Annotated in this window: 17 protein-coding genes; 9 read left to right on the forward strand and 8 right to left on the reverse strand. The window is 41.0% G+C overall.

The window, feature by feature from the left end:
- Positions 1–479 precede the first annotated feature (479 nt).
- A complete protein-coding gene (locus Xvie_RS06635; protein ID WP_086108553.1) occupies positions 480–827 on the forward strand; it encodes a DUF6694 family lipoprotein in 348 nt (115 codons plus the stop codon).
- A 123-nt stretch (positions 828–950) separates the two neighbouring features.
- Here the strand turns inward: Xvie_RS06635 and Xvie_RS06640 are convergent, their stop codons facing one another.
- Both Xvie_RS06640 and metK read right to left on the reverse strand, forming a co-directional pair.
- Positions 951–1,448 (reverse strand): SprT family zinc-dependent metalloprotease, encoded by a 498-nt coding sequence (locus Xvie_RS06640; protein ID WP_086108554.1) that lies wholly within the window; start codon positions 1,446–1,448, stop codon positions 951–953.
- A gap of 75 nt (positions 1,449–1,523) precedes the next feature.
- A complete protein-coding gene (gene metK, locus Xvie_RS06645) occupies positions 1,524–2,678 on the reverse strand; it encodes a methionine adenosyltransferase (protein WP_086108555.1) in 1,155 nt (384 codons plus the stop codon).
- Positions 2,679–3,331: 653 nt separating this feature from the next.
- Between metK and speA the strand changes: the two genes are divergently transcribed.
- Together speA and speB are read left to right on the forward strand one after the other, a co-directional pair.
- The gene (gene speA / locus Xvie_RS06650) at positions 3,332–5,236 is read left to right on the forward strand and encodes a biosynthetic arginine decarboxylase (protein ID WP_086108556.1); all 1,905 of its coding nucleotides are present in this window, start codon (positions 3,332–3,334) and stop codon (positions 5,234–5,236) included.
- Between the two features lie 509 nt (positions 5,237–5,745).
- Positions 5,746–6,672 carry an agmatinase gene (gene speB / locus Xvie_RS06655; RefSeq protein WP_086108557.1) on the forward strand — a complete coding sequence of 309 codons (927 nt, stop codon included), beginning with the start codon at positions 5,746–5,748 and terminating at the stop codon, positions 6,670–6,672.
- Between the two features lie 179 nt (positions 6,673–6,851).
- Here speB and Xvie_RS06660 read toward each other — a convergent pair whose 3' ends face one another.
- Positions 6,852–7,595 (reverse strand): 4'-phosphopantetheinyl transferase family protein, encoded by a 744-nt coding sequence (locus Xvie_RS06660; protein ID WP_244175507.1) that lies wholly within the window; start codon positions 7,593–7,595, stop codon positions 6,852–6,854.
- Between the two features lie 145 nt (positions 7,596–7,740).
- Here Xvie_RS06660 and galE point away from each other — a divergent pair, with 145 nt between their 5' ends.
- The gene (gene galE, locus Xvie_RS06665) at positions 7,741–8,760 is read left to right on the forward strand and encodes a UDP-glucose 4-epimerase GalE (RefSeq protein ID WP_086108558.1); all 1,020 of its coding nucleotides are present in this window, start codon (positions 7,741–7,743) and stop codon (positions 8,758–8,760) included.
- A complete protein-coding gene (locus tag Xvie_RS06670; protein ID WP_086108559.1) occupies positions 8,761–8,940 on the forward strand; it encodes a hypothetical protein in 180 nt (59 codons plus the stop codon).
- Between the two features lie 145 nt (positions 8,941–9,085).
- Here Xvie_RS06670 and Xvie_RS06675 read toward each other — a convergent pair whose 3' ends face one another.
- Positions 9,086–9,553, reverse strand: a complete 468-nt coding sequence (locus tag Xvie_RS06675; RefSeq protein WP_086108560.1) for a membrane-associated Zn-dependent protease 1 — start codon at positions 9,551–9,553, stop codon at positions 9,086–9,088.
- 128 nt (positions 9,554–9,681) lie between these two features.
- Positions 9,682–10,542 (reverse strand): lipase family protein, encoded by an 861-nt coding sequence (locus Xvie_RS06680; protein WP_086108561.1) that lies wholly within the window; start codon positions 10,540–10,542, stop codon positions 9,682–9,684.
- Positions 10,543–10,942: 400 nt separating this feature from the next.
- Between Xvie_RS06680 and Xvie_RS06685 the strand changes: the two genes are divergently transcribed.
- From Xvie_RS06685 to Xvie_RS06700, 4 genes are all read left to right on the forward strand, one after another.
- Positions 10,943–12,313, forward strand: coding sequence for a pyridoxal-phosphate dependent enzyme (locus Xvie_RS06685; RefSeq protein ID WP_086108562.1), 1,371 nt, complete (start codon positions 10,943–10,945; stop codon positions 12,311–12,313).
- A gap of 20 nt (positions 12,314–12,333) precedes the next feature.
- Complete coding sequence (locus tag Xvie_RS06690; protein WP_086108563.1) at positions 12,334–13,518, forward strand: trans-sulfuration enzyme family protein; 1,185 nt, start codon at positions 12,334–12,336, stop codon at positions 13,516–13,518.
- Between the two features lie 343 nt (positions 13,519–13,861).
- A complete protein-coding gene (gene def / locus Xvie_RS06695; RefSeq protein WP_086108564.1) occupies positions 13,862–14,368 on the forward strand; it encodes a peptide deformylase in 507 nt (168 codons plus the stop codon).
- Positions 14,369–14,778: 410 nt separating this feature from the next.
- Positions 14,779–15,177: a hypothetical protein gene (locus Xvie_RS06700; protein ID WP_086108565.1), complete on the forward strand. Its 399-nt coding sequence runs from the start codon at positions 14,779–14,781 to the stop codon at positions 15,175–15,177.
- 202 nt (positions 15,178–15,379) lie between these two features.
- Here Xvie_RS06700 and mutH read toward each other — a convergent pair whose 3' ends face one another.
- The 3 genes from mutH to leuA form a co-directional block, all read right to left on the reverse strand.
- Complete coding sequence (mutH, locus tag Xvie_RS06705; RefSeq protein WP_086108566.1) at positions 15,380–16,060, reverse strand: DNA mismatch repair endonuclease MutH; 681 nt, start codon at positions 16,058–16,060, stop codon at positions 15,380–15,382.
- An 857-nt stretch (positions 16,061–16,917) separates the two neighbouring features.
- Positions 16,918–18,060 carry a 3-isopropylmalate dehydrogenase gene (gene leuB, locus Xvie_RS06710; RefSeq protein WP_086108567.1) on the reverse strand — a complete coding sequence of 381 codons (1,143 nt, stop codon included), beginning with the start codon at positions 18,058–18,060 and terminating at the stop codon, positions 16,918–16,920.
- 2 nt (positions 18,061–18,062) lie between these two features.
- Positions 18,063–19,652: a 2-isopropylmalate synthase gene (gene leuA, locus Xvie_RS06715; RefSeq protein WP_086108650.1), complete on the reverse strand. Its 1,590-nt coding sequence runs from the start codon at positions 19,650–19,652 to the stop codon at positions 18,063–18,065.
- Positions 19,653–19,925: the final 273 nt, after the last annotated feature.

The following is a 19,925-nucleotide window of genomic DNA, read 5'->3' on the forward strand; positions in this document are numbered from 1 at the left end:
TCACAAAATTTTAACAAGTTGATGAGGTGTTTTGATAATAAAAGGAAGATGTATCTCATATAACCTATGAGCTAAAAATTCACAGTTGAAAATTAAGATAAAAATATATTTTTGCAAAAATATCGAGACTTCAAAGATAAATTAATAATAGAATTGAAAGATCATATTGAAATATTTCAGTATTATAGCAAATAAATTCAATACTATCGGGAATGGAACGGAAACAGGTTGGCAGAAAGGTACGGTATCTGGTTACCATTTAAAATAACTGGCATGATTTTTATGTTTTTTTCTCTCTTTTCTTTATATTGCTTTTATACCCATAAGCAAGATTCAGAAAAAAATGCGAATTAATGACATAATGTAATAAATAATCAAGTTATAAATATTCATTATTTAGTAATAAAAATTTTCCTTAAAACGACTTATATGTTCTACTTCTGCTATTATTGCTTTATCGATAATGGGAGGGCTTGGTCATGATAAAATTGTTAACAGTTTGTTTATTGGGGTTTACATTGGTTGGATGTGATAATCAACTCAGAATTGATGGAACAAATGAAATTGCGGTAAGAACATCCATTGAAAAAATCAGAGATACTTTATCAGAAGATAAAAAATTACAATTTGATGATTCATTGAATGTTGCCATGGCCAATAGTATCAACTTTGACGATCTGTTTAAGGATAATAAGGATGGAAATATCAAACATGGAGATATACAAAAGTTGGAACAGAGATTTTTTCAATCCCTTCATGGAAAAACTGTTGATCAAGTCATCGAGGAAGCAGAAAAAATTAAAGCAGCAAACATGATCAAAGAATGAATATATTATAAATATACCTGATTACATAATGTACTTTTACTGATATTACTTAAATTCTTTAAACAAGGTGCCCTGATTGAAGGGCATTTTGTGGCTTTGCTTAAGGCTATTCCATTAAGTCTGTCACAATAATGTTAGTTTTTCCCCACATTGGCGGCAAACATAGCAACTTTTACCTCTGAGGATTTTATTGTGTTGCCTTATTGTCAGTTCATGTTGCTGACAGCTACAACAATAAACGAATATTTTACTGCGGACAGAATGTACAGGAAACTGATGTGTTCGGCGGGCTGTTACTTCAAATATTGTTTCCATGATAAAGCGCCACTCTTTTCCGTGTGGGGCAACCTTGCCAAATTGATGATAAGCCAATAGGTGCGCCAATTCATGCGGAATAACTTCATCAATGAATGCTTGTTGATTTTCGATTAATAAAATAGGATTCAAGTGGATTTCCCAATCTTGCAGTCGGGCACTACCCGCAGCTGTTCCTCGTTGCTGATAGGTTATGTGGGGTTCAGGAAAATTTTGTTGCCAAAAATGACTCGCCTGAGTTAATTTTTGTCGCATAGTGCACATAACTGTTTGCTGTAAGGAGAAGGGAACTCTAACGAATTTCATTGCGGTTGAATACTGTATTTTTAATCATAATAAAAAAACCCGCAGCGTTGCGGGCTTCATAAGATTAGCAAAGAATTATTTCAATCCTGCTGCAGAACGCAGAGTTTCAGCTTTATCTGTTGCTTCCCAAGGGAACTGTTCACGACCAAAATGACCGTAGGCTGCGGTATCACGGTAGATTGGGTGTAACAGATCCAGCATCTTAATAAGGCCATAAGGGCGTAGGTCAAAGAATTCACGTACTAATTGAGTCAGTGTTGACGTTGGAACTTTTTCTGTACCGAATGTTTCCACCATGATAGATGTTGGTTCAGCAACACCGATGGCGTAAGACACTTGGATTTCACAGCGATCAGCCAGACCTGCTGCAACGATGTTTTTGGCAACATAACGCGCTGCATAGGCTGCCGAGCGGTCAACTTTAGATGGATCTTTACCAGAGAATGCACCACCACCGTGACGAGCCATACCACCATAGGTATCAACAATGATCTTACGACCAGTCAGACCACAATCACCCATTGGGCCACCGATCACAAAGCGACCAGTTGGGTTGATGAAGTATTTGGTCATCGGGGTAAGCCATTCAGAAGGCAGCACAGGCTTGATGATCTCATCCATTACGGCTTCTTGCAGTGCTTTTTGAGAGATATCTTCGGAGTGCTGGGTTGAAAGTACAACTGCGTCAATGCCAACAATCTTGCCGTTATCGTACTGGAAGGTTACCTGACTTTTTGCATCAGGGCGTAACCACGGCAGAGTGCCGTTTTTACGTACTTCAGCCTGACGCTCAACCAAACGATGTGCATAGGTGATAGGTGCTGGCATGAGAACATCAGTTTCGTTGGTCGCATAACCAAACATCAAGCCCTGATCCCCCGCGCCTTGTTCCAGAGGGTCTGCACGGTCAACACCCTGATTGATATCAGGAGATTGTTTACCAATTGCACTGATAACTGCACATGAGCTGGCATCAAATCCCATATCTGAGCTGGTATAGCCGATTTCACGTACAGTGCGGCGAGTAATTTCTTCAATATCAACCCAAGCGCTGGTAGTGATTTCGCCTCCAACCATCACCATACCTGTTTTGACATAAGTTTCGCAGGCAACTCGAGCCTTAGGATCCTGCTCTAAAATTGCGTCTAAGACGGCATCGGAAATCTGATCGGCAATTTTGTCTGGATGTCCTTCTGAAACAGACTCAGAAGTGAAAAGATGTGTAGTCATTATATTTTATTACCTTAAATATAATCTTGGTTTAAGGGCGGATGTTTTACCATCTAGACGGCTATTTTAAGTCACTCTTGCTAAGGTTACCAGTCTTTTTAATTCTAAATATCTTTCATTGTGTGACATTTTAGCTTTCTCTCCTAAAGAGGATGGAGGGCCTGCTTCATTTAGATAAATTTCATTTTGCAATTTTACTTGATTACAGGTATAAACTGCGCGCGTAACATAAGTTAATTTTTGCACTTGATGTTACAGGCGTTTGCAGGAGATCTATGCGTGTCCTGCTTCTCAATTGAGAAACGGCTTGCTGTAGACAAGCCATGTGGGGTGAATGGGGTTATGAACCATTATCTGCTGATTATTAACGGCCAACAGCCACATTATGCCATTGATGTATTCACATCTTGTTCCTTCCTTTTGAATATGAATTCATTTCGATGTTACCCGCTGCATATAAGCAGGTGATATTGAACTGGCTCATATAGCCACACAGTAAATATATTGTTTAGTACTCTCTAAACGTTCCTATAATTTAAGAGCATGCTGTTCCCTGACATTTTTTAATGCGCAAGATACGCACGATAAAATAGTGTCTTGGGTTATTGACTTTACAGGTGAAGGCAAACCTCGACTCCATAAAGGAGACTGCCATGAATGATAATATCGCTCGCAAAATGCGCCAGACCTATAACATCGCATATTGGGGTGGCAGCTATTACTATGTCAATGATCTGGGTAATGTCAGTGTTTGCCCAAACCCTGATTTACCGGGAGCTCAAATTGAACTTGCCGATCTGGTGAAGAAAGTTCAGGAAGAAAAAGAACAATTACGTTTGCCGGCATTGTTTTGTTTTCCCCAGATCTTGCAACATCGCTTGCGTTCGATTAATGCGGCGTTTAAGCGCGCACGTGAATCTTATGGGTATAAAGGGGATTACTTCCTGGTTTATCCGATTAAGGTGAACCAGCAGCGCCGTGTTATTGAAACATTGGCAAATGCTGATGAGCCAGTTGGATTGGAAGCTGGTTCTAAAGCGGAATTAATGGCAGTGTTGGCTCATGCAGGCATGACAGGTACTGTGATTGTTTGTAATGGTTATAAGGATCGGGAATATATTCGTCTGGCGCTGATCGGTGAAAAGCTGGGACACAAGGTGTATCTGGTTATCGAGAAGATGTCTGAAATCGCAATGGTGCTGGAAGAAGCTGAGCGTCTTAACGTGATACCCCGTCTTGGGGTACGGGCACGTCTGGCCTCACAAGGAACGGGGAAATGGCAGTCCAGTGGCGGCGAGAAATCCAAATTTGGTTTGGCTGCGGCGCAGGTATTGCAATTGGTTGAAATGTTGCGCGCAGCAGAACGCTTGGATAGTTTGCAATTGCTGCACTTCCACTTGGGTTCCCAATTGGCGAATATCCGTGATGTGGCAACAGGTGTGCGTGAATCAGCCCGCTTTTATGTCGAGCTGTCTAAACTGGGTGTCAAGATTCAGTGTTTTGATGTTGGCGGAGGTTTAGGTGTCGATTATGAAGGCACACGCTCCCAGTCAGAATGCTCAGTTAACTATGGTTTGAATGAATACGCGAATAACGTTATTTGGGGGATTGGTGATGCGTGTGAAGAACACGGCCTGCCTCACCCAACGGTTATTACGGAATCTGGTCGTGCATTGACAGCTCATCATACGGTTTTGATCTCCAATGTGATTGGGGTTGAACGCAATGAATTCACTGAAACAACGCCACCGGCAGAAAATGCGACGCGTCCCCTGACCAGCCTGTGGGAAACATGGACGGAGATGCAATCTGACGGCAGCCGCCGCTCCCTGCGTGAATGGTTGCATGATAGCCAATTTGATCTGCATGATGTTCATACTCAGTATGCCCACGGTATGTTGAATCTGTCAGAGCGTGCATGGGCGGAAGAACTATATTTAAATATCTGTCGTCATATTCAGCAGGATCTTGATCCAAGTAACCGTGCTCATCGTCCGATCATTGATGAATTACAGGAGCGCATGGCAGATAAATTCTACGTGAACTTCTCGTTATTCCAGTCAATGCCAGATGCATGGGGAATTGATCAGCTTTTTCCGGTCTTGCCGATTGAAGGACTGGATAAACCACTGGATCGTCGTGCTGTTCTGTTGGACATCACCTGTGATTCTGATGGCACGATTGACCATTATGTTGATGGTGATGGTGTGGCGACAACAATGCCAATGCCCGCTTATGATCCAGAAAAACCGCCATTGATTGGTTTCTTTATGGTCGGGGCCTATCAGGAAATTCTGGGCAACATGCATAACTTGTTTGGTGATACAGCAGCCATTGATGTTTATGTGGCAGAAAATGGTGAGGTAACTTATCAGCAAAGTGAAGAAGGTGATTCTGTTGCCAATATGCTGCAATACGTCAAACTTGAGCCGCAGGTACTGTTGACCCGTTTCCGTGATCAGGTGAAATCGACTGATCTGGATGAAAATTTACAGGAGCAATTTCTGCAAGAGTTTGAAAGTGGGTTGTATGGTTATACCTATCTGGAAGATGAGTAATCCTAATTAGACATTGAACTTCATTAATAGTCATTCTTAGTCAAGCTCTTATACAATATTTGACTTTGAATGACTATTCGTTATGCCGGTGGGTCACCGTGCTGTGTCTGGTTGTTTTATTTCAGATATATTTTGGAAACTTGGTTTCGCATAACTTGGTTTCACATAAACATAAGCCGTCAGTGCCTTAAATGTTTATTTGATGTTTCATGGGATCTATTTCTTAAAGTTATGGTAAGTAAAAATCATGTTTAATACTATATGATTAGTCGTTGAACTGAGATGCTTTGAGTACTTTCTCTTGTTTGTATATGAGGTGTACTAATTCGTTCTTCAGTTTTGGGTTTATTGCTAACATTTTGTTTTTATATAAATTTTAAATGGTAGCGTATTTGGAATATTAATCTTCTAGCGTAAATAAGCCTCCGTGCCACTGGTTGCTGCCAATCATTGAATATTGACAATATTGGGGACTGGTAATAGCAGGGCGGGATTTTTGAGGATATATCATGAGTATTAGCTCCTTAGGAAACCAGATTGATAATTCTTTGGTTTCAAATGCCTTCGGTTTCCTGCGTTTTCCATTGAACTTTCAGCCTTATTCCAGTGATGCGGAATGGGTGATTACTGGTGTGCCTTTTGATATGGCAACATCAGGACGCGCGGGTAGCCGTCATGGGCCTGCTGCTATTCGTCAGGTATCGACTAATCTGGCATGGGAAAGCAGTCGTTGGCCATGGAACTTTAGCTTACGCAAGCGCCTGAATGTGGTGGATTGCGGAGATCTGGTATTTAACTTCGGTGATGCCCAGGACATGAGCGATAAGTTGCAGGCACATGCTGAAAAGGTGCTGGCATCGGGCAAGCGTATGCTGTCTTTTGGTGGTGATCATTTTGTCACTTTGCCACTGTTGCGTGCTCATGCGAAGCACTTTGGCAAAATGGCGCTGATTCATTTTGATGCTCATACGGATACTTATCCCAATGGCAGCAAATTTGATCATGGCACAATGTTTTATCATGCACCGAATGAAGGGCTGATAGATCCTCATCATTCAGTACAAATTGGTATCCGCACTGAACACGAAACTGATAACGGTTTTACTGTGCTGGATGCTGCTCAGGTCAATGATCGTGGTGTTGATGATATTGTTGAGCAGATCAAAACTGTGGTTGGTGATTTGCCGATTTATCTGACATTCGATATTGATTGCCTTGATCCGGCATTTGCTCCGGGTACGGGGACACCAGTGATTGGTGGATTGACGTCAGATCGCGCATTGAAAATTGTGCGTAGTTTGCAACCGTTGAATATCGTCGGAATGGACGTGGTGGAAGTCGCTCCGGCTTATGATCAATCCGAGATTACAGCTCTGGCTGCCGCTACAATTGGGCTGGAATTGCTGTATTTACAGGCGTCAAAGAAAGATGTGTAGTTTCTGAGTAACATTAGTCTGAGTAACATTAGTATGAGTAACGCCATCTGATTGCAAAACCACCGTGATTGCGGTGGTTTTTGCGTTATAACATCTTATTGTTATCTTGATCTACTCCCTGATACCGTTACCCGAAAGTACTTGCCAGTCGCTTAATTTTCCCTATTAGAGATAACTATCTAACCAATCAAATATGTCAGTACTTGTTGCCGAGGCATGAGAGCAAAATTTCCATAAAATTGCGAACCTGCTTGATACTCATCAGATAATGTTTGCAATAGTTTGATATTCACAGAGTGATCACTGCAGTCAACTGACGTAATTTCAGCCGCATGGAAATCAAAAAAACATTTTACATGGGGGTAAAGTGCTTTAAACAAACTCTCTTTGATGGAGAACGCAAGGGTGAATGCTTGTTCAAAGGATAAGGGACATTTTGTCAGCAATGCCACTTCATTGTTATTGATGATGCTGTGTGAAACATTTTCGATGGTATCTGATTTAATTTCCTGTTCGATATCTGCACCAATTATCCGATATTTATCACAAGAAGCTGCAAAGACAATGGCACAATTGGTAGTATGAGAAATGGCGCCACAAATATTTTCAGGCCAGATTGGGGAGCGATCCTGAGCATTAGCGACCTGAAAGCCAGGATAACCGAGGTGATCCAGAACTTGTTGAGTGCAGTAACGGGCTGCCAGATATTCCGCTCGCCGTTTATTGACCGCACTCTGTAATTTTGGCGGATAGGCAATACCACATTCATCAAATAATGTATCCCGATAGTAAGCTTGATCAAAGTAAGTCTGCATAACTTGAATATCGGGATATCCGAATAGTACGCCTGTTTGTATTTCGTTGAAAAAATTATCATTTATGGTAGCGGTTTGAGCAGAAGTAAAAGTGATTGTTTTCATCATCGGATTTTATTGTTAGCTATGATTATTGAATGGTGGATCATCTGAAAAGAGTTATCACCTGATTTTGCCATATTTTACTTTTAGTTCACTAATGCGATGACTCTTTTTATACTCTTGTGTGTTATCAATAAAAAAAGAGGTCAACGTGGAAATATTAGTGACAGGTGGAATGGGCTATATCGGTAGCCATACGTGTGTCCAAATGCTTGAAGCAGGAATGACGCCAATCATCATCGATAATCTGTGCAATGCCAATCGTGAAGTACTGGCCCGCATTGAAGCACTAACTGGTGTGCAACCTCTATTTTATGAAGGGGATATTCGTGATGAATCCTTCCTTGATACCATTTTTGCTCGCCATCAGATTCAATCGGTAATTCATTTTGCCGGTTTGAAAGCGGTTGGGGAGTCTGTCGCTAAACCTATCGAATATTATGATAATAATGTCAATGGAACGCTGGTGCTGGTGCGCAGTATGCATAAAGCGGGTGTAAAAAGCATTATCTTTAGTTCATCCGCGACAGTATATGGTGATCCTGATGTTGTGCCGATTACCGAGCAATCCACGGTAGGCAATACGACTAACCCTTATGGAACCAGTAAGTACATGGTTGAACACTGCCTGTCTGATCTTCATCATGCTGAAAATGATTGGTCTGTGGTGCTGCTGCGTTACTTCAATCCAGTTGGTGCTCATCCTTCGGGCACAATGGGGGAAGATCCTCAAGGAGTTCCTAATAATTTGATGCCTTATATTGCCCAAGTAGCGGTAGGTCGCCGGGAAAAGCTGTCTGTGTATGGTAATGATTATCCGACATCTGATGGCACCGGAGTGCGTGATTATATCCATGTTATGGATTTGGCCGACGGACACATTGCAGCATTAAATGTCGTTGGCAAGAAGCCGGGGCTGCATATCTACAATTTGGGCACCGGAAAAGGTACCAGCGTGCTGGAAATGGTGGCAGCTTTCAGTCAGGCCAGTGGCAAGCCTGTTCCTTATGAGATTTGCCCACGTCGTCCGGGAGATATTGCGGAATGTTGGTCAAGCCCAGAAAAAGCCGGGCGAGAGCTAGGTTGGAAGGCAAGCCGTACTATTGTGGAGATGACCGCAGATGCTTGGCGTTGGCAGTCTCAAAATCCCAATGGCTATCAAGTGAAATAAGTGGACAATATGATTCGTGAAGGTGCAATTTTACATAAGCAGCGGAATGAATCTGTTGAAGGTGTCCGTCAGGTACTTGATCAGATGCTCAACCGTTCAGAACTTATTGTCACTGCTTTACAAACTGTGGGGAAAAAAGGTTGGGATGGTTTTGCATTATTACGGATAAATACGGATTAAAAATTTATCCGATAATTTTTTATGGCAGGAAATAATAGGTTACAAAAAGGATGGTTTATTTTTAGTAAACCATCCTGAGATTAGTTAACTATATTCAACACAGCTACTCAATATTGTGACTTAATAGCATTATCTAAATCTAATATTATGATTTTGGGGTTGCAGTCTTATTTTCAGATGCAGGTTTCCGTGCTGATTGACATGCTTTGCGCTCACTGAGTTCACGCTCTTTAATGATTTTTGCTGTTTCATCTACTACAGGGAGAGAAAAACCCATATCGTCATAGGCACCAAAACCAATCAAACGATAACCACTTAGTGGCGTATTTACAGGGATGCGAAATTCTTTCTTTTCTCCTGACGCTAATGCCTCAAATGAGTGTACTGCCAGTGTGCCTGGCTTACACTTATCATTAAGGGGTAAAACAGCCAGATAGCCCCCAGCTAAGGGTTGGTCACCTTTATTTTGCAGTGTGCCGCCCACAAAGAATTTGCCGTTGACTCCCAGCCCCATATGGAATAACAAATGCGCTTCCCCTTTTGCCCATAATGCTGGGGAAAACAGGCTGCTTGCTATTAATATTGCACTGTATGTGTAACCACGCCATTTCATTTTCATGCTCCTGTTTACTGGGTTCCTAAATGAAATAGGTATTACAGTGGTTGGAGGAAAAATCAAGTTATCTTACTTAACTTGAGCAATAACTGTTAACCCATCAATGACTGTTAATTCATCAACTCTTATAGATTGATACAAGAATCAATATCACCATATTTCGTCACTCTTTTGAACACATCCAAATCTAACCTGGCAATATAGTTAATTAAATAGTGGCTACATAATGGCCCATCTGAAATATCTAGCTTGGTTTGAGGTTTAAATTCGTTGGTATAGTCCAATGAGGAATATCCCAAAATTTCAGGAGGTAGGTGAGGTATGACGTCATCTATATAATTGAATACAGCAAAATTGCTAAAGTTTTGAGTAACGTGTTTGGAGAATTCCTTATTTCCTGGTCTTGGACAGGCAAATAAACAGGCTGAGTGATTGGGCGTTATAGAGCCAATTTCATACATGAGATAGGATGCGATTGCAGACCCAAGGCTGTGACCGATTATCGTGAATTGACTGTTTACTCCTATGAGTTGGGCAATCGCTTCCGCCAATTTAAGGTTGCTATAATCATGGTGTGATTCAGGTTCAATAGTCATCAGCTTCATTGAATCATAGACACTAAAAAACCCCTGGCTTACTTCTACCTTGGGGAAATGGGTCCACGGTGAGGTGAAATCAATAAGCCCATCGTGGATATCTTCTAGAAAAATTGAAGGGTCTGTTCCACGGATAGCAACAACATATTCTTCTGGAGAGCTGCTTTTTTCTGCCACATATCCATAACAGACATGATCGGGCCATACGCTTTTTCGGGGCGTGACTGAGAAAGACAGATCATTTGCAGATATATATGCTATAACTTTCCATCCATCCTCTTTAATTCTAGGGTCGGCTGGAGGCGTTGGATTATTGTAATACTGTTCATTCATTTTCGCTGCATATAGCACGAATGCTGCAAAATTGGCGGCTTCTTTGTATGTATACATAGTTACCCCTTTTGTTTGTTCTTTGTTGGTGGGATGTTTGTCTTATGTAGGTTTGTTTTATGTAATCTTGCTTTATGCAACTTAATTGTATGTCATTTTACCGGATTTGTTGGATTAAGAGGGAATATACAGGCTGAATGATGCCCTGTTTAGATTGCAATGACATTATTATTGTAGGGTGCTGATTTTCATTCAATCCATTCTATTAGAATTTATTTATTAGCAAATGATTAGAAATAATGATTTTAAATCATGTTTTATTTATCAATATAGAATTAGTTAATTACCTTTTGTTATATGTAGTTTTTATTTATTCTTTCAAATTGATTGCTATACAGCGTTATTCTCTCCCCGTCTGAAAGTGTTATTTGCAAATTTTAACAATTATCAAGAGGCAAATATGGCAGCACCACGCTCGGTTCTTGAACTTATAGGGAATACACCGTTACTGGAACTTACTCATTTGGATACAGGACCATGCCAGTTGTTCATCAAGTTAGAGAATCAAAATCCGGGTGGTTCAATTAAAGATCGTGTTGCACTTTCAATGATTGAAAAGGCGGAAAAACAAGGATTGTTGAAGCCAGGGGGCACCATCATTGAAGCTACGGCAGGTAATACAGGTATAGGGCTGGCATTAGTTGCTGCCATGAAAGGCTATAAACTGATTTTGGTTGTACCTGATAAGATGAGCAGGGAAAAAATTTATCATTTGCGGGCGCTGGGGACGGATGTGCGCCTGACACGATCTGATGTTGGAAAGGGGCATCCAGAGTATTATCAGGACTATGCTCTGCGTCTGTCGAAAGAAATCAGTGATGCTTATTATATTGATCAATTCAATAACCCTGCGAATTCAGCCGCCCATATTGCTAGCACAGGTCCAGAGATTTGGCAGCAGATGGAACAGGATGTTGATGCGGTGGTGGTTGGTGTCGGTTCTGGCGGGACTCTTGGTGGCTTGAGCCAGTATTTTAAGGGGGTTTCTCCTCATACGGAATTTGTCCTCGCTGACCCTAAAGGTTCTATCCTTGCCGATTATGTTGAGCATGGTCACTATGACGAAGCTGGCAGTTGGTTTGTGGAAGGTATAGGAGAAGATTTTGTCCCGCCTCTTGGTGATTTTTCTCAGGTTCACCATGCTTATCGCATCACTGATGCAGACGCGTTTGCCAGCGCCCGGGATTTACTGTTGGCAGAAGGCATCCTGGCTGGCTCTTCTTCGGGAACATTGCTGGCGGCGGCGCTGCGCTATTGCCGCGCACAGAAAACGCCGAAACGTGTGGTTACGTTAGCTTGTGATAGTGGCAACAAATATCTGTCGAAGATGTTTAATGATTATTGGTTATTGGAACAAGGGTTGCGCTCACAACCACAAGAAAATGATTTGAGCGATTACATTACCTATCGTTATCGGGATGGCGCGACGGTTTCAGTTTCCCCACAAGATACCTTGCAGATAGCTTATGGTCGCATGCGTCTGTATGACATTTCACAGCTACCTGTGATCGAGAACGATCAAGTCGTAGGTATCATTGATGAGTGGGATCTCATGCATACTATTCAGGCCAATTCATGCAATTTCTCTTTACCTATTACTGAGGCGATGACCAGTCAGGTTCATACACTCAATAAAAAAGCACCATTAAAGCAGTTAACTGCCACCTTTGATGCTGGTCATGTGGCTCTGATTGTTGATGATGACAATCACTTTCTGGGCCTTGTGACTCGTACCGATGTGCTGAACGCATGGCGTCAACAACTCAATTGATCTCTTTCAGGAATAAATTAATGACTAAGTTTGCTAAGACTGGGTTTAATAAGATTAAATTTGATACACAAAGCGTTCACGCAGGTTATGTGCCTGATCATACTGGTGCAGTAATGCCCGCAATTTATGCTACGTCAACTTATGCTCAACCTGCGCCGGGTCAGCATACCGGATATGAATATTCCCGTAGTGGCAACCCGACGCGTGATGCGTTGGAGCGTGCGATTGCTGAATTGGAAAATGGCACTCGTGGCTATGCTTTTGGTTCTGGTCTGGCTGCCAGTTCGACTATTCTGGAGCTACTTGATAAAGACAGTCATATTATTGCAGTGGATGATCTCTATGGTGGCACTTACCGATTGCTGGAAAAAGTGCGCAGCCGGACTGCCGGTTTGAGAGTCACTTACGTCGAGGCCGGGGACACCGTGGCGTTGGAAGCGGCAATTCAGCCCGACACTAAAATGATTTGGGTGGAAACGCCCACTAACCCATTGCTGAAATTGGCTGATTTAGCAGCAATTGCACATATTGCCAAGCGCCACAATATCATTAGTGTTGCAGATAACACTTTTGCTTCTCCTTATATCCAGCGTCCACTTGATTTGGGTTTTGACATTGTTGTTCACTCTGCAACGAAATATCTTAATGGTCATTCTGATGTTGTTGCCGGCCTTGCTGTGGTGGGAAATAATGCAGAGCTGGCGGAACAAGTGGCCTTCCTGCAAAACTCCATTGGTGGCATTCTTGACCCATTCAGCAGTTTCCTTGTCCTGCGTGGCATTCGGACATTGGCACTGCGTATGGAGCGCCATATTGATAACGCAGAGAAGATTGCACATTGGCTCGAACAGCAGCCACAAGTTGAGAAAGTGTATTATCCCGGCCTTGCCTCTCATCCTCAGCATGATCTGGCAAAACGTCAAATGCAAGGTTTTGGTGGCATGATTTCCATCGTACTGAAAGGTGATGATGATTATACGCGTCGAGTCATTAAAGAACTGCAATTGTTCACATTAGCGGAAAGTTTAGGGGGCGTGGAGAGTTTGATTGGTCAGCCGTTTACTATGACACATGCTTCCATTCCTCTGGAAAAACGTCTTTCAGCAGGGATTACCCCACAGCTGATCCGTATTTCAGTTGGTATTGAAAATGCAGATGATCTGATAGCTGATTTGTCTCATGCATTTGAAAATGCAAGTTTGTAACAAAAAATAAAGTCATAAAAACTAAATTAATCAAAAAATTATGCCAAACGAAGAACATCGTTTGGCATTTTTTATAACTTTATTGAATCTGGTCGATTTTATTTTTATTGGTTATTTTTATTAAATTTTTTATTTTCTTATCAGAAAGCAAATATAGATTAAAAATCTAGCCCGCTTGGTTTTGAAAAGAATTAACGATAATTTTAATTAATGGGTTTTAATTATTTTCAATAAAGCTATTTTAATAATTGCTGATATCCCATTGGGAATGAGATATATTTTATAATGTATATTTACTTAGTAAATTTCAAGTCTCAATGTAGTTAACAAAGGATGATACGTTATGGCAATTCTAGATATACTCACAATTCCAGATGAAAGACTAAGGCAAAAATGTGTTGATGTGACTGGTTTTGATAAAGTTCAACCTCTGATTGATGACATGTTGGAGACAATGTACAACACTGATAATGGTATTGGTTTGGCCGCTCCACAGGTCGGTCGGAAAGAAGCGGTTTTGGTCATTGATCTTTCTCCGAATCGTGATCAGCCAATGGTTTTGGTTAACCCTAAGATTGTTGAAAAAGAACGTCGTGTGGTAAATCAGGAGGGTTGTCTATCGATTCCGGGGTATTATGCAGATGTTGAACGGTTTGAAAAAGTGAAGGTAGAGGCTTTTGATCGGTACGGTAAGCCCATTATGGTAGAAAGCGAAGATTTTCTGTCAATCGTTATGCAGCATGAAATTGACCACTTACATGGCATTATTTTTATTGATTATTTATCCCCACTGAAAAGACAAATGGCACTGAAGAAAGTGAAAAAGTACCTAAATAATAGGAGCAATTGACGAGTGGAGTATTAAAAATAAAGTAAATTATTACTTTTTGGTATTATATCATTTTGCAATATTATGGTTTTATATATTGCTATTATTTAATTTATTAATGATAAACATGTATAAAAAAGCTTAAAATCATTCTTCTGGACATCATGATTTTCCCGTTATTTGGGAAATGTCATTTTTGAAAATGTAAGCTTCCCTTTTTAAAATTTTTATTGTCGAAACAGTTGTGAGTAATGTTTATGTCCAATAGATTTTAGGTTGTTGTTAACCATGTAGTTAATGCGGTATATAGTTAACAGCATAAGCTAAAAACAAGGTTCACAAAGTGGTTAACAAAGCAGTTTGCAAGGTAAGGAATATATCTGATGGAATTCAAGTAATTTGATGGTAATGATATAAGCAGAGGAACTATTGTGATTGAAAGAAGTGATGTTGCGTATTATCAACAACCTAATTTTTCCATTGATCTGAACCTAATAGATACAACTGATGCCAAGGTAGGTACTTATTTGATGATATTGGATGCTGAGGGAATGAGAAATGCTAAAGTTCCTTCAGTGAAAGCGGGTAGTAAAATGGAATATGTTAATATTCCTTCTACTGCCAGCAGCAATGTGCTTTCATGTGGTATCTATGTCAGAAACAGGATCAATAGCAGCTATCCGCTGGTTGGGACTATTTACCTTGGCTATGATCCGTCATCCGGTTGTGTTGATATTGCTACAGTGAAAATATCCCCTGATTCTCAATTAGCCTTAGATGTTGATAAAGTAGGCAGCACTAAATTTGATTTTAGATTGAAAGAGAAATAGAACATTCAGGGTCTTTGCATCAAAGTTTGTATAAAAATGAGTAAGGTGGCTACTTGGCAGGCCACCCACTGATTATTCTATTTTGGAATGTCGTAATACTTTGATGTATCGGTTTATTTCAGATAACAGTAATTAACTTATTAAGCATATTTTAACTTAATGGCATTTCTATCGTATTTTAATTTTTTTGCCATGTTATAAGCTATAAAAAGAAATGGCGGGCCAATAACGGTGCGGTAAAATTTTTCTTCAAATAAAAACCTCTGGGCAATGTCATGATTGGCTGACCATATTCTCCTATCGCTTCTGTCAGTGCTCGGCTATTGGCGGCTTTGGGGCGCAGCTGTAGCACTTCACCATGACGTGCTGTGATATTCTCGACTTTTCCCAGAACAATAAGATCCATGAGTTCTTCCCAATCGCGTTGCAACAATTCTTCTTCAATAACATTCGGGCTCCAAAGTAACGGAGAACCGACACGACGTTCGGAAAGTGGGATGCTTCTTTCTCCTTCAACGGGTATCCACAGGACGCGGGATAATTTACGCCTGACGTGACAATTTTCCCATTTAATACCACTGTTGCCTGTTAAAGGCGCAACACAGACAAAGGTTGTTTCTAATGGAGAGCCTTTGCTATCCACAGGGATTGTTTTCAGTTCGACACCAATATTTTCAAAATCTTGTTCGGGTTTACTGCCTGCACTCGCACCTAAATAATATTCAAGCAACATACCAACCCAACCTTTATCACGTTTTAAGTTAGGGGGAATAGGGAGCTTAGCTAACTCAGCAAGTTCCCCCATAGATAAGCCTGCCAGAGAATGGGCACGATCGAATAGTTGTTGTTCGTTTTCAGGTGGTGTCGGGGGTGTAAAGTACATATTTTAGAGTCTTTTTTGTCTGTTTAAAAAACGTACTATGAATTGTTGGGAATAATTATTAGTTTATCATTATCATGATTATCTTGATAATGACATGATATAAAAGATTTTTTTATTTATGTTCTCTGCATTAAAAATAAATTTGTTATGATTATTCACTCATTCCCAGTAATAATAAACAGGATCTTACACCATGTTATCCACAGATTTATGGGATAAGTAATAAAAAGTGAGATTACTGGTTTGATTTACAGCCTTAATGAATGAAGTCTTCCACAAAAATAGATAATTTTTTCTTAACTAAAAAGGCATATCCTGTGGATAAAATAACCATTGGCTAATCCTTGCTCATCAGGAAAAATTGTAAATTTTTGTATGTAAGATATGTTGTTAAAAGGGGAGGTGAAATATATTAATGCAATGAAAAATAATAAGTATTTATTTTTTATAATAGAGAAAATAAAGGTATGTAATAAAAATATACTCGTTTTACCCCTTACTTCTTCACACACATATCCACAAAGGGCGTGAATAAAATGGTTTATGCCAAGTAATAGATGTTTATAACTTTAGTTTTTTCTGTGAATTATCCTTCTGAATGCGTAAGCCAGGCAGATTTAAAATCAAACCACCCAAAAGTGTTCATTTTTACTCCCTTTATGCTACGTTTACCCTGTAATTCGAACCAATGATGAAAATAGATAGGTTGGACGAGGGTAAAAGCGCCAGTGATTCTCAGTCATTTTTTACCAGCCAGTAAGTGATTTTACTGGCTTTTTTCGCGGGTAATTTAATGAGGGGGGAATTGTTTATGTTAGCGAAGAAATTCAGGTTGATTCGTTAAGTTTTCCATCCTCTTAAATTTTTTCGATGATATAGCGCGAGATAATATCACCCATTTCATTGGTGCTGAGTGCTTTATCATTACCAGCGAGATCTGCTGTGCGATAACCTTGCTCCAGAGCTCGGTTAATCGCTTGTTCAATGGCATCTGCGGCATCTTGATGCCCAAGGCTATAGCGCAACAACAATGCTGTGGATAATATTTGGGCAATTGGGTTGGCGATGTTTTTGCCAGCAATGTCAGGTGCTGAACCACCAGCAGGTTCGTATAAGCCAAAGCCTTTTTCATTCAGGCTGGCAGAAGGTAGCATGCCCATTGAACCGGTGATCATGGCGCACTCATCAGATAAAATATCCCCAAAAATATTGGAGCATAGCAGAACGTCAAATTGCGTCGGATCCTTGATTAGTTGCATAGTGGCGTTATCGATATACATGTGTTCGATTTCAACATCAGGATAATCTTTGGCGATTTTGCCGACAACTTCACGCCATAACACGGAGCTTTGTAAAACATTTGCTTTATCAATCGAAGTGACTTTATGGCGGCGTTTGCGTGCTGATTCAAATGCAATGTGTGCGATCCGCTCTATTTCGAAACGATGATAAATCTCGGTATCAAAAGCACGTTCATATTTTCCTTCACCGTCACGCCCTTTGGGTTGTCCAAAATAAATTCCACCAGTCAGTTCACGAACGCATAAAATATCAAAACCTTTGGTGGCAATATCATGACGAAGAGGACAAAAAGATTCTAAACCTGCATATAAGCGTGCTGGACGTAAGTTGCTGAATAACTTGAAATGTTTTCGCAATGGCAATAATGCCCCGCGTTCTGGCTGTTGTGCCGGAGGGAGGTGTTCCCATTTCGGACCACCTACGGAGCCAAACAGGATCGCATCAGCTTTTTCACAGCCGACAATTGTTTCTTGCGGCAAGGGTGTACCGTGGCGATCAATAGCGATCCCTCCCACATCATATTCGCTGGTTGTGATGCGTATATTGAAACGATGACGGATGGCATTCAGCACTTTGTAGGCTTGCTTTATAACTTCAGGTCCAATGCCATCACCGGGCAAAACAGCAATGTGATAGTAGTGCTTAGCATCCTGCTTGCTAGGAGTCGCGTAGTTTGAAATAGATTGGCTTGAAGGCATAATTATACAGTTTCCTTTGTGTTGTGCTGGTTATCGTCTTGGATACTGCTTTGGGAGATGCGTTGCTTTTCTTTTTCTACTTGTTCTGCCTGCCAGATGTTATTCAGGACGTGGATCATTGCTTTGGCAGAAGATTCAATGATGTCAGTTTCCAAGCCCATTCCATGAAAACGACGGCCAAAACATTCCACGATAATATCAACCTGACCGAGAGCATTTTTACCATGCCCCTTGCCTGATAATTGATAAGAAATTAACTCCAGCGGATAGCCGGTGATGCGGTTAATGGCCTGATAGATGGCATCAACTGTACCGTTGCCTGTAGAGGCCTCAGACTTGAGTTCATTTCCGCAAGCCAGACGAACAGTTGCTGTGGGAACTAAGCTGGTGCCTGACTGAATACTGAAATAATCCAGACGGTAATATTCATTATCTTGCTGTTGTTGGTTGATGAAGACCAGAGCTTCCAGATCGTAATCAAATACTTGTCCTTTTTTATCTGCCAGCTTCAAGAATGCTTGATACAACGTATCCAGATCATAGTCATTTTCTTTATAACCCATTTCTGTCATGCGATGTTTTACTGCGGCACGGCCAGAACGTGAGGTCAGGTTCAGCTGGGTATCTTTCAGGCCGATAGATTCTGGTGTCATGATTTCGTAAGTTTCACGATTTTTCAGGATACCATCCTGATGAATACCAGATGAGTGAGCAAACGCATTGCTGCCGACAACGGCTTTATGAGCAGGAATTGGAGTATTGCAAATTTGGCTAACTAACTGACTTGTACGATAAATTTCTTTATGGTTGATATTTGTATGAACTCCTAACATTTGCTGGCGTGTTTTGATTGTCATGATTACTTCTTCCAGCGAGCAGTTTCCTGCACGTTCTCCCAATCCATTTATAGTGCCTTCTATCTGACGAGCACCTGCCTGAACGGCTGTGATGGAGTTAGCGACGGACATGCCTAAATCGTCGTGGCAGTGGACTGAAATAATCGCTTTGTCAATATTGGGTACGCGATCAAACAATGTACGTATAATGCCACCAAATTGATAAGGTGTGGTGTAGCCAACCGTGTCTGGAATGTTGATTGTAGTTGCACCCGCTTTGATGGCTTGCTCGACAATTTTGCACAGATTATCGATATCGGTACGGCCGGCATCTTCACAGGAAAATTCAACATCATCGGTGTAGTTGCGTGCTCGCTTGATAGAGCGAACCGCCATTTCAACAACATCATCAAAGGTTCTTTTTAATTTATGTTCGACGTGCAGATTTGAGGTAGCCAGTACCATGTGCAAGCGGAAGGCTTCAGCAACTTTCAGGGCTTCAGCGGCAACATCAATATCATTATCAACGCAGCGGGATAAGGCACAAATACGGCTATTTTTGATTTCACGGGCGATGGTTTGAACTGATGCAAAATCCCCCGGAGAGGAAACTGGAAAGCCTGCTTCAATGATATCAACTCCCAGCCTTTCCAGTGCATAAGCGATTTGCAATTTTTCTTTCACACTCAGGCTGGCTTGTAATGCCTGCTCTCCATCACGTAATGTGGTATCGAAGATAATAACTTGCTGGCTCATCTGGCTCATGTTGTGCTCCTGTCAAATAGGCTAATTCGGTGATTTAGTTAGGTAGTCATGTTTTATTTTTGAGCGCCGAGCAGGTAAAAAAAACCCGCGCCGTGCGCGGGTTTTTGTTTCTGATGAAGGTTAACTTAACTCTGTTTTTCATCCACCAGCATACCGCGCACATTAAAGGCAACGAGTAGTAGGCTTAGTAGAAGAATAGAGTGAATCATGTGAGCTAACCTTTATAAATTTGTTAATTAAGTTTTAACTTTCAATGTATTTAAT

Origin of the sequence: Xenorhabdus vietnamensis (assembly GCF_002127535.1) — a bacterium.
Classification (GTDB): domain Bacteria; phylum Pseudomonadota; class Gammaproteobacteria; order Enterobacterales; family Enterobacteriaceae; genus Xenorhabdus; species Xenorhabdus vietnamensis.

Excerpts from the sequence above, each read along its gene's own strand:
- Xvie_RS06635 (WP_086108553.1), top strand. The coding sequence starts at position 480 with ATGATAAAATTGTTAACAGTTTGTTTATTGGGGTTTACATTGGTTGGA.
- leuA (WP_086108650.1), bottom strand. The coding sequence starts at position 19,652 with ATGAGCCAGCAAGTTATTATCTTCGATACCACATTACGTGATGGAGAG.
- speA (WP_086108556.1), top strand. The coding sequence starts at position 3,332 with ATGAATGATAATATCGCTCGCAAAATGCGCCAGACCTATAACATCGCA.
- Xvie_RS06690 (WP_086108563.1), top strand. The coding sequence starts at position 12,334 with ATGACTAAGTTTGCTAAGACTGGGTTTAATAAGATTAAATTTGATACA.
- speB (WP_086108557.1), top strand. The coding sequence starts at position 5,746 with ATGAGTATTAGCTCCTTAGGAAACCAGATTGATAATTCTTTGGTTTCA.
- Xvie_RS06685 (WP_086108562.1), top strand. The coding sequence starts at position 10,943 with ATGGCAGCACCACGCTCGGTTCTTGAACTTATAGGGAATACACCGTTA.
- Xvie_RS06660 (WP_244175507.1), bottom strand. The coding sequence starts at position 7,595 with ATGATGAAAACAATCACTTTTACTTCTGCTCAAACCGCTACCATAAAT.
- metK (WP_086108555.1), bottom strand. The coding sequence starts at position 2,678 with ATGACTACACATCTTTTCACTTCTGAGTCTGTTTCAGAAGGACATCCA.
- Xvie_RS06680 (WP_086108561.1), bottom strand. The coding sequence starts at position 10,542 with ATGTATACATACAAAGAAGCCGCCAATTTTGCAGCATTCGTGCTATAT.
- leuB (WP_086108567.1), bottom strand. The coding sequence starts at position 18,060 with ATGCCTTCAAGCCAATCTATTTCAAACTACGCGACTCCTAGCAAGCAG.
- mutH (WP_086108566.1), bottom strand. The coding sequence starts at position 16,060 with ATGTACTTTACACCCCCGACACCACCTGAAAACGAACAACAACTATTC.
- Xvie_RS06675 (WP_086108560.1), bottom strand. The coding sequence starts at position 9,553 with ATGAAATGGCGTGGTTACACATACAGTGCAATATTAATAGCAAGCAGC.
- def (WP_086108564.1), top strand. The coding sequence starts at position 13,862 with ATGGCAATTCTAGATATACTCACAATTCCAGATGAAAGACTAAGGCAA.
- Xvie_RS06640 (WP_086108554.1), bottom strand. The coding sequence starts at position 1,448 with ATGAAATTCGTTAGAGTTCCCTTCTCCTTACAGCAAACAGTTATGTGC.